This window comes from Enterococcus sp. DIV1304_2, from assembly GCF_050555445.1.
GTDB classification, from domain to species: domain Bacteria; phylum Bacillota; class Bacilli; order Lactobacillales; family Enterococcaceae; genus Enterococcus_B; species Enterococcus_B pernyi.
Window position 1 is genome coordinate 1653291 of the sequence record NZ_CP187851.1, and the last position, 13342, is coordinate 1666632.

General features: G+C 32.2%; 11 protein-coding genes. 1 reads left to right on the forward strand and 10 read right to left on the reverse strand.

Annotated features, from left to right (window positions below; all coding sequences use genetic code 11):
* Window positions 1-60: 60 nt before the first annotated feature.
* The 9 genes from IGJ14_RS07650 to IGJ14_RS07690 all read right to left on the reverse strand — a co-directional run bounded on the left by IGJ14_RS07650 (window position 61) and on the right by IGJ14_RS07690 (window position 10338).
* A complete protein-coding gene (locus tag IGJ14_RS07650) occupies window positions 61-2922 on the reverse strand; it encodes an HAD-IC family P-type ATPase (RefSeq protein ID WP_019724075.1) in 2862 nt (953 codons plus the stop codon).
* A 516-nt stretch (window positions 2923-3438) separates the two neighbouring features.
* Window positions 3439-3567: a hypothetical protein gene (locus IGJ14_RS07655; protein ID WP_010735268.1), complete on the reverse strand. Its 129-nt coding sequence runs from the start codon at window positions 3565-3567 to the stop codon at window positions 3439-3441.
* A 295-nt stretch (window positions 3568-3862) separates the two neighbouring features.
* The gene (locus IGJ14_RS07660; RefSeq protein WP_019722701.1) at window positions 3863-5080 is read right to left on the reverse strand and encodes a PTS sugar transporter subunit IIC; all 1218 of its coding nucleotides are present in this window, start codon (window positions 5078-5080) and stop codon (window positions 3863-3865) included.
* Window positions 5073-5834 carry an HAD-IIB family hydrolase gene (locus IGJ14_RS07665; RefSeq protein WP_019722702.1) on the reverse strand — a complete coding sequence of 254 codons (762 nt, stop codon included), beginning with the start codon at window positions 5832-5834 and terminating at the stop codon, window positions 5073-5075. Before IGJ14_RS07665 ends, IGJ14_RS07660 begins: the two co-directional genes overlap by 8 nt.
* Window positions 5806-6954, reverse strand: a complete 1149-nt coding sequence (locus IGJ14_RS07670) for a glycosyltransferase (protein ID WP_019722703.1) — start codon at window positions 6952-6954, stop codon at window positions 5806-5808. The genes IGJ14_RS07665 and IGJ14_RS07670 overlap by 29 nt, the downstream gene beginning before the upstream one ends.
* A gap of 12 nt (window positions 6955-6966) precedes the next feature.
* Window positions 6967-8241, reverse strand: coding sequence for a glycosyltransferase family 2 protein (locus IGJ14_RS07675; RefSeq protein ID WP_019722704.1), 1275 nt, complete (start codon window positions 8239-8241; stop codon window positions 6967-6969).
* Window positions 8216-8521, reverse strand: coding sequence for a nucleoside triphosphate pyrophosphohydrolase (locus IGJ14_RS07680; protein ID WP_019722705.1), 306 nt, complete (start codon window positions 8519-8521; stop codon window positions 8216-8218). Before IGJ14_RS07680 ends, IGJ14_RS07675 begins: the two co-directional genes overlap by 26 nt.
* Window positions 8514-9137 (reverse strand): hypothetical protein, encoded by a 624-nt coding sequence (locus tag IGJ14_RS07685; protein ID WP_019722706.1) that lies wholly within the window; start codon window positions 9135-9137, stop codon window positions 8514-8516. The genes IGJ14_RS07680 and IGJ14_RS07685 overlap by 8 nt, the downstream gene beginning before the upstream one ends.
* The gene (locus IGJ14_RS07690; RefSeq protein WP_019722707.1) at window positions 9127-10338 is read right to left on the reverse strand and encodes an aminotransferase class V-fold PLP-dependent enzyme; all 1212 of its coding nucleotides are present in this window, start codon (window positions 10336-10338) and stop codon (window positions 9127-9129) included. Before IGJ14_RS07690 ends, IGJ14_RS07685 begins: the two co-directional genes overlap by 11 nt.
* A gap of 226 nt (window positions 10339-10564) precedes the next feature.
* Here IGJ14_RS07690 and IGJ14_RS07695 point away from each other — a divergent pair, with 226 nt between their 5' ends.
* Window positions 10565-11440 carry an Rgg/GadR/MutR family transcriptional regulator gene (locus tag IGJ14_RS07695; RefSeq protein ID WP_019722708.1) on the forward strand — a complete coding sequence of 292 codons (876 nt, stop codon included), beginning with the start codon at window positions 10565-10567 and terminating at the stop codon, window positions 11438-11440.
* 483 nt (window positions 11441-11923) lie between these two features.
* On the opposite strand, the gene rlmD is transcribed toward IGJ14_RS07695, so the two are convergent.
* Window positions 11924-13288 carry a 23S rRNA (uracil(1939)-C(5))-methyltransferase RlmD gene (gene rlmD / locus IGJ14_RS07700; protein WP_019722709.1) on the reverse strand — a complete coding sequence of 455 codons (1365 nt, stop codon included), beginning with the start codon at window positions 13286-13288 and terminating at the stop codon, window positions 11924-11926.
* Between the last annotated feature and the right edge of the window lie 54 nt (window positions 13289-13342).

Below are 13342 nucleotides of genomic sequence, written 5' to 3' on the forward strand. Positions count from 1 at the left end.
GGATCTTGTGTCAAAATCATTACTCACTCCATAAGCATCACCACCTTTCATTCGTTGCGATTATTCAATTAATTGCTTTTTTACTTCTGTGGGAACATCTTTAGCATCTACGATCACCCAACTATGAAGAGAGACGTTACTTGCCTCGGCTTTTACATATACTCCAGGATGCAGTGTCTCAGCTGGATTTCCTTCAACCATCGGTAAATTCAATTTTCGTTCAGTCCCTTGCTTATCAAACATACTCACATTAGGCAGAATCTCTAACTTTGCTAATTCTTCTCCTTCATAAGAAATCGAAACTGTTTGGCTTGCCCCGACTTCTAATTTATCGGTCAGCGGTTGGAGTACTGCTTTCTTCTCCGGATCGACAATCGGTTCAGTCAATGGGTCAAACGCTTCTGGGATTTTCCCCCAATAAGTGGTTGTCACAACGGTATCTTTATGAAGTTGTTGCAAATACAGACCAATTCCTGCAACTGCGGTGAACAAAAAGAATGTCAATAATAGAATCGTTGGGCTTTTCCATTGCGTACGATCTCTCAATATACGGCTAATGATCGTCAATAAAACAATAGATAATACGACAGGAACAAAAAATCTGAAAGAATGCACCGGCGACAAGCCAAAAAATTCATTCACAACAGGAATAAAGTAGCTAATAAAAAATAAAGCTAGAGAGAAAAACAAAATTTTGATCCGATAAACCGTTAGTGGGCGACAAAGTAAATACAATAAATAAAATTGAGTCAGCCCAATGATCAACGTGGCGTCAACGACAAAATCCACATATAATTGTACTTCGATATTTCCTACAAATTTCGAATAGATAGGCGCATAATATGTAATCATATACATGACCATGATGGTCAAACCAATCGTCACACCTGCTGGAATAACATAGATTTTGATTCGTCGGAAGAAATCATCTTTGATTTTTTGGTCGTCATTTTCTAAAATCAACAATGCACAAGGTACACCGATTGCTAAAGAACTAACTAAAGCAAGATTGATCGATTCAATCGGAAACAGCTGCCTAGAAAAGGTCAATAATAAGATCAGAGTTAACGCATAGATCACACGTAAGATATTCATCCCAGCAACACGATTGATATTATTGATTACTTTTCTTCCTTCTCTGACAACTTGTGGCAAAACTGAGAAGTTCCCTTCTAGTAAAATAAAATGAGTCACTGATTTCACCGCTTCACTTGCTATCCCAAAGGTGATTCCACAATCTGATTTTTTCAGTGCCAAGATATCATTGATCCCATCTCCAACCATGGCTACTGTATGTCCATTTTCTTGCAAAGCTTGAACCAAATCTCTTTTTTGATCTGGTGTGATGCGGCCGAAAATACTAGTTTCTTCTACGATTTCTCGCAATTCATTTTTTGAATCAGGTATCTCTTTTGAACTGATTGCTTTTCCTTTGATCCCAACATCCCTTGCAATACCTGCAACGGTATCTGGATGATCTCCCGAGATGATTTTCACTTTGATTCCTTGTTCTTTGAAATAGGTAAGTATTTGTTTGGCATCTGATTTTGCTTTATCTTTGATCAAGATCAAGGCAATGATCTGACCGTCTTTCGGTACTTGATTATCCAGGATAGAAGAAGGCGTATGTGCGAAAGCAAGGATACGATAACCAGCTTTTAAAGCACTTTCGATCTCTACTTTTATTGATGTTTCGATATTATTTACAATCAAGTCGAAAGCACCAAGTACAAACGTTCCTTGACCGTTTATTTCAATCGCTTGCGATTTGCTCTCAGAAGAAAATGGCACATAGTTTTCTTTTTTGAACCGATAAGAAGCGTCTTCATGAAATACTTTCTTTAATGCTTCCGTGGACATATTTGATTCCGTATCTTGTTTGAGTAAAAATGCAATTGTGGCATCTATTTCTTCTTTCGTTTTATGATAATAGACCACTTCTTCAACACTCATTTTTCCTTCTGTGATTGTGCCTGTTTTATCAAGACACAATACATCGACTCTTGCAAGTGTCTCGATTGCCGGCAAACTTTGAGCTAAGACCTTGATTTTAGAAAGTTTGATCACTCCAGCAGCTAAAGCGACCGAAGTCAATAATACTAACCCTTCTGGAATCAAACTAGAAATCGCAGTCGTGCTACCAATAATCGCTAGTTTCCTGGACTCAACTATAGATAGATCCATGGCACTGAGAACAAATTGATTCAGCAGCACAAGCAGTGCAATAGGGATAATGCCTATCGCAATCACTCTCAAAATGCGATCGATGGCTATTTGTATTTTTGAACGCATTGGTTTAAACGATTTGGCTTCCTTCGTTAATTTTGCTATGTATGTTTCTTCACCCACCTGCGTAACAATTGATTTAATTTTCCCTTGCATCACTAAACTGCCAGAATAAATCGTATCCCCTCTCATTTTTTCGACTAGCTCTGATTCTCCTGTAATCATTGATTCATCGACGAACAATCCTTGAGAAAGCGCACAAACATCCACTGGCACTTGCATACCCTTTGCTAAAAACAGAAGATCATCTAAGACGATTTCTTCTTTTTTAATCGTCACCTCTTTCCCTTCACGCAAGACAGTCACTTGATTTTGCTTTAGAACACTCAGTTTTTCAATCGTTTTTTTCGCTTTGATTTCCTGAAATATCCCCATGGATGTATTGACTAAAATCGAAACCATAAAAAAGCTGTTTCTAAAGGACCCGATAGATATAACTGTAATAAACAACATGACATTTAAAAAATTAAATAAAGTCATACAATTTTTCAGAATAATTTCTTTTGTCGTTTTTCCAGCAGATTGCGTATCTAGTTGATTCGATTTGTTTTTTAAGATCCTTTCTTCGATTTGCTTCCCATTCAGTCCAGTTTTCTCATTTAATTCTTCAGGAATTATTGAGAAATATTCTTCCATTTTTTCTCCCTCCTATTTCATTATCAAATAATAATTTCTTTGAAAAGAAGATAACTCATCGTAAATAAAATAGGATTTAGTTATATTTACTCCTAGCTACCTTCATCAACACCTTAACATTAAATAACTTTATTTGAAACACATTTTTTTCTTCAAATTGAATTTCTTATGAAATAACCATGCGAATATAAATAAAAACATTATTAAAAAAGCTTTTTTCTGTATTTTTAATTTATTGATTATTTTATGTTAAAAAAGAACATATAATAAAATAACGATAACTATCGTTTTTTTCATTTCAATTAATGTAATTTAAAAAAATTAAAATAGATAACGTATTTTTTTCGAGTCATCCGTTCTCTCTACTTTTTTTTACCATTAATCCTTTATATTTGTATGAACTTTTATGTTTTTAAAGACCTACTTCTTTATTTTAAGACAAAAAAACACCAGTGATTAATCACTGATGTCAGTTTTTATTAACAAATAATTTAGCCGATACTCGTCAGACGTTTACTATTTATTATAGATTTTAGGTCCTTTTCTCATGTTACTACGATCATTCTTTGGCGTAGCCATCTTTTCTACTCGACCGCCACCCTGTTTCTTTTTGATTATTTCAAGCATTTTTTCTTTTGAATTCATCTGTTTCCCTCTTTTACTCTATTCACTTTTTTACTACTATGATACACACTTCGTTATTGTAACACATTTTCACTTGGAAACTTCAAACTTATTGATTTCTTTATGATTTTATCATAAAAGCGCACGGTTTTTGTGTGTTCATCACAGGATAAGATCACGTAACTTTTCTCATTATAAAAACCTAATACAAAAAGCAGATGAAGAGCACTAACTTGTTGCTGCCTGGAAGTTGATTGGTGCAATCGTGGCATGATGAGGAATCGCCGTAACAAAATTAAAGTACAGCATGTCGTGTTTACCCAATAAATGTTCCTTTATTTTTAGTCCTTATGAACGGCGCATATATCATGATGTTCAATACAATCAAAGCCATTTGCAAAAAGGCACCAGAAACTCCCGAGGCTAAGAATCCAGAAATAATAGGTGGTGTCGTCCATGGAATTTGGATGCCATTTGTTTTCGCTACAATTCCTATACTCATAGAAAAATAAGCAATAATTGTATTAACTGCTGGACAAAGAATAAATGGGATAAATACTCTAAAGTTTAGTAAAATCGGAAGGCCATAAATTATCGGCTCGTTTATGTTAAATAAACCTGGTATCAATGAAACTTTTGCTATACTTTTTTTGTCGTTATTCTTTGAGAAGAATAGTATTGCTAGAGTTAATGCTAGGGTACTACCACTTCCTCCATAATTAATAAATAAAGATTGGAAGGTTCCAGTAATAATATTTGGGGGAACTTCTCCATTTGTTATACTCAAAAGATTTTCCATATTTAATGAAAAATAAATCGGATTCATTACTGAATTAAATAGATAACTCCCATTAAATCCAAAAAACCATAATAATGTAATTCCCAGATTGATTATGATAACTGCTGGAAGAGTGCTACCTAAATTCGTGATCGGTACTTGGATCAATCCATTGATCATACTAGATGGATTTTCTATTTTAAAAAATACTAACACTAATTTTATCAAAAATAATACTACCGTGGTCGTAAGCAATGGTAACAAATATTCAAAGCTTTCTGCTACTTCTCTTGGAACAGAAGAATGTAGACTGATCTTTTTTTTCTTTTTAAAACTTACAGTTAATATACCGCATGTCATAAGAGCACAAAGCATCGAAAAGAATATACCATGTGATCCAAGTGAATCGATCAATTGATCTGGGGATTCAAGCGGCAAAAAAATAAAATAAGCGAATATTGTCGATGTGATGTACAGTATATAATCTTTCTCTTTTATTTTACAATAATTATAGGCAATCGATATTAAAATAAACAAACCTATCAAATTATTAAAAGCATTGGGAATTGAAGGAAGGGCAGTCGTCCATAATAAATTGAAATTTTTTTCCATAAATTTAGTAAAAGTTGGGATAGGAAAATTCACTATCAGAATAAAAAAAGAACTGATAATCGTAATTGGCATCAATGAAATAAAACTATTTCGCAATATTTTTAAAAGTAAATTATTTTCAATCGTACTGTATACTTTATTCATTTCGTTCTTCCTTTTTTAAGGAGATTTCTGTGAGTGAACTAATAATATTATTTGCTACAGTAAATAATTCACTATTTCCATTAACCATGCAGTAAGACTTTTCCGTAAGCATAAGCATCTCTTTATCATTTAATTCATCTCCAACAATGATTGAATTGCTGACGTCAATCTTAACTAAATTTCCTAAACAAATAATGGCACTAGCCTTCCCACTCCCAAGTGGTGAAATATCAATATATTTTTTATTCCTATTCACCTGAAAGCCAGTTTGTTCTATCGTTTTTGTAAAATTGTCTATTTCATCACTTAGACCTTTATAACTATTGACTTCTAATGTAATTGAGTTAGTTATTAATGGAATGTTGGATGTTTTATTCAAAAAGTTATTACTATGGATTCCTTCTAAAAAAATATTCTGTTGAAGATGACTAAATGTCATATTGATAATGATCTCTCTTTTTTCTAACATTTCTTGAACTAGCGGTAATATCATATTGGTTTTCATATTTAAGCTTACAAGTATTGAACCGTTTTTATCCATTACTAAAGCACCATTATTCAGTATACAATATTCATATTCAAAGCTATATTCTTGTATAAAACGATGGAACATTGCATAATTTCTTCCTGTAGCCAAAACAATTGGATACCTTTTAGATACAGAACTTAAAAAGAATAATTCCTCTTCTGTTACTTTTTTCTCTCTATAGATTGTTCCATCGATATCACTTATAAAAAAAATAGAATCCATCATTCTCTAGCTCCTTTTCACAAATTGTGATATATGTTCTCAATCCCCAATAATTAGGAATTGTTTCATAATAATGCGACTTGTAAAAGTCCATCTCTAATATTCCTTGAGTTGTAGCGATACCAAAATATGGATTGATTTCAAGCACGTGTTTAAAAAATGAGAGTGCTTGAAAATAGTTCTCAGAAAAAAAGTAGGTAAGCCCTATATTTATATATATATGTATACACAGAGGTGAAATTTCAAATGCTTTCTCGAAAAATTCCCTAGCAGTTTCATAATTTCCACAACAAAGTTCTGTTACTCCTAATGAATTTAAAGCCCTAGTATTTCTTGGATTAATGATTAGTACTTTTTTAAATTGGGCTTTTGATCGATGTATATTATTTTCACTTCTAAAAATATATCCTAAAAAGAGTTGAGCGATTTCACTATTTGGATTAGCTTCTGCTGCTTCTTGCGCATTCTTTTTTGCTAATTTTAGTTTTCCTGCATTTCTTTGAATGATTGCCAAATAAGATTTGGCTAATGTCTCTTTTGGGTTATTCAAAATTTGCTCATTCATTATTTGAATATACATTTCATTTTTTCTTTGACGTTCTTTGAAAGACCTCATATGACCTAAATGATTGAGTGTAACAGGAATATCATCCACACAAAAACCTTTACATTTTATTGATGGTTCTATTTTTTCGGTGGCTTTTTTATAATATTTAAAGCCACAATGATTCCGAAATAATTTTACCATTGAGTCAGAATACCACCCACCTGTTCCAAAAAAGTTATACCTTAAAAATCTATAGCCACCAATTTTACTATCATCACTATTACTTTCTATATATTGTCTAATTGTGTTCCAATCCGCTTTCAATAGTAGTTCATCTGCATCCAAGAATATTATCCAATCTTCTTCTACCTGCTCTAGCAAATAATTTCTCATAGCTGAAAAGTCATTATTAAAAGGCTTACTATAAATATTAGTTGTATATTTTTGCGCAATTTGAATTGATTTATCAGTTGATCCCGTATCAAGTACATAAATAGCATCAGCAAAGCAGTTTCGAAAAAAATTATCTAAAAATTCTTCTTCATTTTTCATCATTAAACATAATGCTAAGCTCATCCAAAGACCTCCTCAAATTTCAATATTTATTATTTCATCATTTACAAATTCCATTGTCTCTAATTTAAATTCTTCCAATGGATTAAAGAAAGGATCTTTAATAAGATATACTTCCGCTCCAATTCTCGATGCTTCTATAAAAATTCTTTTTTTCAAAGTTGGAATTATAGAAATCCCCGCATCAAAAAGAAACACGCAATCAAAATAGTTATTCTTGTAATCCGTAGAAACACCAAAATATTTAGACGTCTTGATCATCGGCAGATAATCATTAACAACTTGTTCAAACCTATCGGACCATACTAATATTTCTTGGGGCAATAACTGTTTTAATATTCCAAGTGAGTCAGTTCCTATAAATAAATTATTGCTTTTCATTTTTGACTTGATAGCACTCAAGTCATGGTGAGCATAAACTGGTGACATCGAACAAATAGCAGTTACTTCTAATTTATCGAGAACGTTATTCAAATTTATCCCTGTAACGTATTTATATAATTCACTTTCCATTGCTGGGTTCTTCATAAAAAGTTTGCACCTATTATTAAAATACTCCTTGGAAATATTTTTTGACTTACTTGCATGTGGATAATGAACTACCGGAGATTTTTCAGAAATTATAAAAGTGTTATTATTTAGAAATAATCGATAAGACAAATCCGTATCTTCTGCTCCCCAACCATTAAACGATTCATCAAATCCTTTCACTTTTTTAAATTCGAATTTATTACATGTGAAAGCACCACTCCATCCATATACCCAGGGAGCTCTCATCGTTGATAAATCATTTTTGTACAGTTGAAAAACATCTTTTCTGTAATCACTCCAGACGTCCTCATATGTTTTTAAAAACTGGCCAACATTCATCGGAGATATTTTTTCAAAAGTAGATCGATTAAGTAGAGTATCTTCTACATTAAACGCATAAATATAATGTAAAAGCACAGTTTTATTTGTAACTTTTTTCAATTTAAGAATAATTTCTTCTAAAAAATCTTGCTTAAATATCATATCTACGTCTATAAAAGTTATAAATTCTCCTTTTGCAAAATTAGCCCCATAATTTCTTAATTGAGAAATATTTCCTTGTGCATGTTCATAAATTGATACATTTGGAATAGAACTAGTTGAAATTAAGTCATTTGTTACAATAATCCATTCTAATTGGTAAAGATCAGGGCAAATCATCTTCTCGATATATTCCAATAATCGATTCAATTCTTTCGGTTTGTTCATTGCTACAGTTACAAAGGAATGGATATTACTGTTTCCAATATATTCCTTCATTAAACCCACCTCGTTCTTCGTACTTTTTAGTTTTAGCGTGCAATACATGTTCTTTCTTTAATAAGTCAAAACTATAAAATGCATCGATCACTTCTAAAATATCTGCCATCTCTTCATTTTTTTCATACACACTTTTAACCTCAATAAATTCTTGTACTTCCTCTAATAGCTTTTTTTTAAGTTCACTTTCTACTTCAATAGACGTTAAATCAATGAATGTAGCATTTGGATTAGTTTCAAGTATTTTTTCTCTTAATTTGGTTCTAATTAGTTTATTCATTATTTCCACCTATCATTAACTTTTTTTTCGCTGAGTAAAATTTATTCCACTCAGGATATTCTTGCCAGTTTGCTAATTCTGGTCTTCCAATTTTTATTGCAGTTAAAAATCGTAAATACTGTCTTTGTAAAGGTTGCGTTATTGGTACAAGGAACTTCTTTGAAGTTACATCTTCATAATATAAATAATGTCCATACTCCATATACGCCTTGAAAAATTCACGATCATCTTCTAACTCGATAGGAAATAATCCATCAGCTTTAAAACTTTCTAGTAAGTCAATCGCAACAGGTACCGCATGCAAGTGTCCATGGTAGCATAATTGCTCTCCAGGTTGTACATTACAATAACCTACACGTCCATGTTCATAAAAAATACACGCCCCATAATACTTAGTTAATAAATTTCGTACTTTTTGTTTTAATTGAAGATATTCTTTTTTTAAAATATCTGGCAGAGCACCAATACAATGATAATGATCATTAGGCATAATTAGCGAATAACCTTCAACAATTTGACCGATAGCTAACCAGACTGTAAAATTTTCAGTTTTGATATAAATTTTATCTTTTTCTTGAGAACAAAATGTACAAAAATCAATCGTTTTATTTTGCATTGAAATACTTCCTTTCTGGAATAGGCAATTCATAAACCCTTGGAAGCTTAATATTTTGATATTCTCCCACCTTGTTACATATCCCTTCCAAGATATCTATTAGTTTGTCTGTCTCTTCTTTTGTATTTGATTCAGATAAACTAATCCTTACACAACCATATACATTGTCATGGATATAATGGTGTAAAAAGGGTGCGCATAGTAAACCTGAGCGTGTCTTAATATTTTCTTTTTGAAGTAAGCTAGAAACTCGTGCAGCTATCATTCCCTTAATATTAAAAGAAACGATACCTAATACATTGGCATTGCTATAAATATCAATATTATGCATATCAGTTAACTTATTTATTAAATAATCCGTCAGAGTATATATGTATTCTTTTTTATTTTTTAAAGTCTCTATAGACATTTCTGATAAACTACAATACAAAGAGAAAATTCCTGGATAGTTCAATGTTCCTGATTCAAAGTAATAGGGGAGAGTCCTTGGCTGACTAAGAAGTTCTGACAAAACACCGGTGCCACCAACTTTCAAAGGAGAAATACTAGTATGCTTGGGGTTGATATAAAACCCACCAATACCGGATAACGCTTTCAAAGCTTTATGACCAGTAAAAACGATGAAATCTGCTTCAAGGTTATTATTATCAATTTCTATATGCCCTAAGGTCTGAGACATGTCAATCAAAATAGGAATATCTCCTTTTTGTTTGACACGTTTACAAATCTCGGCGATTGGTTGTACTTGTCCAGTTACATTTGAACCATGGTTCACTATAACAAGATCTGTTTTTTCATCGACAAAATCTATTAGTTCATCTACATTGATTAAACCATAGCGATCACATTTAGCCCAATCAACTGTTATATTTCTAATCTTTTGTAAATAGGTTAACGGACGTATTACCGAATTATGTTCAGTGACAGTAGAAACTATATTTGCGTTTTTATTTGCGAATCCTAAAATAATGGTATTCAGAGCTTCTGTTGCATTACTTGTAAATATAATATGAGTTGGATACTTTACTCCTATAAGCTCTGCTAGTTTTCTCCTAGTTTCAAAGATATAATCACTTTCTTCAGTTGATTCTGTACGATTGTAACTACCGTCAGTATTTTGTATAAAATCTGAAATACTTTCCAATACTTTTTTACTTTTAGGAAATGATGTAGATGCGTTGTCAAAGTAAATAGAATCCATAGAATCGCCTCCAATATTTTAATTCGTCATCATTTATTTTTTGAAACTTAAAAATATAAATTTTATTTTTTTCTCTTTGTTTTAACTATTGTTCTTTTTTATTTATATCAATCCCCTCTCTTCTATTTATTATTAGATACTATAGCTATCGCTAAAAATATTATATCTAGAATATGATATAATGTTTCCAGAATGTACAGATTTCCGTCAAGAGAGGTGGTTACCAATGAAACATCATGAAATAATAAAAAAATTACGCAAAGAAAGAAATATAAGTCAGAGAACTCTAAGCGAAGGGATTTGTAGCCGAACAACTCTTTCTTCTTTCGAAAATACTGGAACTAATATTTCTTTGAATTTGTTCCAATTGTACTTGGACAGATTAAATATTTCTGTTGAAGATTACTTTTTACTACATTTTAATGAAGAATGGCCAAATCAAACAGTCGCTACAAATAAGGAAAAAGCGAATAAAGTATTGGAAAAAGCCTATTATACGTATAACTGGACTGACTTAGAAGAAAAAATCAACCATACATATCAGCTATACCTGGAAAGTAATGATTTCTATTATTATTACCTATTTATCCAATACAAATTATTATTATATCGAAAAGTCAGAGCTAAAAAATTTATTATCAAAGAAAATGAAATCATAGTTATTAAAAACTATTTAAATGATGTAGAGGTATGGGGAGCATTCGAATTAAATTTATTCTCCAACTGTCTCTCGCTTTTTAATGATGCTTATATTTTTTCAAAAGTAAAAATTCTTCGAAAAAAATATCGGAATGTGCGTGGAAGTTTTAAATTTTACAAATTATATAGCTTCTTTATAATCAACGTTATCATGTTGAAATTTGAAAGAGATGAACTTGAAAATATGAACTTCTATTTAGCCGAACTAAAAAGTTTCAACACGATCAATTATGTAAGAGAACGTATTTTATATAATATTTTTACTGAGATCTTAAAATGTAAGTATGATCCTACTGTCAAAAAATTCAGCACGATTGATTCATTTATCGATATGTTTAGACGATTGGATTTTAATGATTATGCTCAAGAAATGGAAGCGTTTGTAAAAAATATCCTTGGCTGAGTTAATTTTTATAGAGATTTTCTCGTTGTTTTTCCATTTTCCAATCATAGCGCCAGTGCTTAGGTACCAAACCGCCTGTCACGAGAATGTTGCAGTAAAAATATCAACAAAATGCTGATACTTTGCATCTATAAAACTACTAAAAGTTTGTAAACTTTATACACCAAATTTTTTAATAATCTTTTGCTAGTTGTCAAAATCCATACTCTATTTGTATCAAGGATATCTAGTTTATCTTCTCCATCTTTAATGTGAAGGTTTAGTAGATAGCCTTTCTAAAAGTGAAAACTATATGTACGTTACTCATTGTAAGTAACAACTCGGTTCTCTTCTTTCTATTTTGAGTACGATACCATTTTTAGAAGAGTTCTCCTTGATAACTAATATTATCACTCACCTGAAAAAAGACGTTTCTTTTGACAGAAACGTCTTCTAAAATGAGTGTATAGGATATAATGCCTTGCGCTCATCTATTTAAATCACTTACCCTTTGCGTAATAATCCGACACATTCTACATGGTGTGTTTGTGGGAATAAATCAACTGGTTGGACTTTTTCTAACTGATAACCATCTTCTGCAAACAACTTCACATCTCTAGCAAAAGTTGCAGGATTGCATGAGATATAAACGATTCGCTCAGGAGCCATCTCGATTGCTGAATCAATAAAGCGTGCGTCTAAACCTTTTCTTGGAGGATCGACAACTAAAACAGTTGGTTTGATTCCTTTTTCTTGCCATTTTTTCATGACTGTTTCCGCTTTTCCAACTTCATAATGCGCATTTTCGATTTTATTTGTCAATGCGTTGAACTGCGCATCCTCAATCGCTGCTGGTACGATTTCCATGCCATAAACATTTGCTACTTGATCCGCTATGGATAAACCAATCGTTCCAATTCCTGAATAGGCATCAATCACGACATCCTCTTTTTTCAATTCAGCAAATTCGATCGCTTTTTGATACAATACTTCGGTTTGTAATGTATTGACCTGATAAAAGGATTTAGAAGAAATACGATAGGTCTTACCAAGTAGCTGATCTTCGATATATGATTGACCAAAAAGAACTTTTTCTTTTTCTCCTAAAATGACATTCGTTTTTTCTTCGTTGATATTTTGGATCACTGACACTACTTCCGGTAAAGCTTCATGGATCGCTTCAGCGATTTCTTTCGATTTGAAGAATTTTTCTTTTCGAGTGACTAAAACCACCATCATTTGATGCGTGTAATGACCTCTACGAACAATGATATGACGAATTTGTCCTTCATTTTTTTCTTCATTGTAGCCACGTACTTGGAAACGTTGCAAGATGTCTCTTACCTTGATGATGGCTTGATCGATTTGTGGGTCTTGGATGAAGAAATCTTCTATTTCCACTAAGTCATGACTATTTTTCTTGTAAAAACCAGTCACTAATTCGCCTTCGACGCGACGAACAGGAATCTGTGCTTTATTACGATAGCCTGTAGGTTCTTCCATACCGATTGTTGGTTGTACTGTGACTTCAGGCATTTTAGCGATTTTAGCTAAAACATGTTCGACTTGTTTTTGTTTGAATACTAATTGTTGCTCATAACTTAAATGGGCTAACGGAGCGATTCCTGTACGCAATAGAACATTACTAGTGATTTCTTGACGGTCTGGTGACGTCGTCAACCAGTTTTCGACCTTACCGTAGCCAAATTTATTGCCTGCTTTTACGACAAGGATCTCCACTTGTTCACCTGGCAAAGCATTTTCAATAAATAATGGATAGCCATCAATTTTCGCAACACCTAATCCTTCGTAACTTAAATCGATGATATCAACAGTATAGCGTTCATTTTTCTTAATTGTTTGTGTCATTTCATTACTCCTATTCTTTTGAATGGTTTCTAATTTTGTCCGTTCAACAAAGGA

Coding starts and splice junctions, on each gene's coding strand:
- IGJ14_RS07660 (WP_019722701.1), bottom strand. CDS start 5,080: ATGAATAAAGTATACAGTACGATTGAAAATAATTTACTTTTAAAAATA.
- IGJ14_RS07665 (WP_019722702.1), bottom strand. CDS start 5,834: ATGATGGATTCTATTTTTTTTATAAGTGATATCGATGGAACAATCTAT.
- IGJ14_RS07670 (WP_019722703.1), bottom strand. CDS start 6,954: ATGAGCTTAGCATTATGTTTAATGATGAAAAATGAAGAAGAATTTTTA.
- IGJ14_RS07695 (WP_019722708.1), top strand. CDS start 10,565: ATGAAACATCATGAAATAATAAAAAAATTACGCAAAGAAAGAAATATA.
- rlmD (WP_019722709.1), bottom strand. CDS start 13,288: ATGACACAAACAATTAAGAAAAATGAACGCTATACTGTTGATATCATC.
- IGJ14_RS07690 (WP_019722707.1), bottom strand. CDS start 10,338: ATGGATTCTATTTACTTTGACAACGCATCTACATCATTTCCTAAAAGT.
- IGJ14_RS07680 (WP_019722705.1), bottom strand. CDS start 8,521: ATGAATAAACTAATTAGAACCAAATTAAGAGAAAAAATACTTGAAACT.
- IGJ14_RS07650 (WP_019724075.1), bottom strand. CDS start 2,922: ATGGAAGAATATTTCTCAATAATTCCTGAAGAATTAAATGAGAAAACT.
- IGJ14_RS07655 (WP_010735268.1), bottom strand. CDS start 3,567: ATGAATTCAAAAGAAAAAATGCTTGAAATAATCAAAAAGAAACAGGGT.
- IGJ14_RS07675 (WP_019722704.1), bottom strand. CDS start 8,241: ATGAAGGAATATATTGGAAACAGTAATATCCATTCCTTTGTAACTGTA.
- IGJ14_RS07685 (WP_019722706.1), bottom strand. CDS start 9,137: ATGCAAAATAAAACGATTGATTTTTGTACATTTTGTTCTCAAGAAAAA.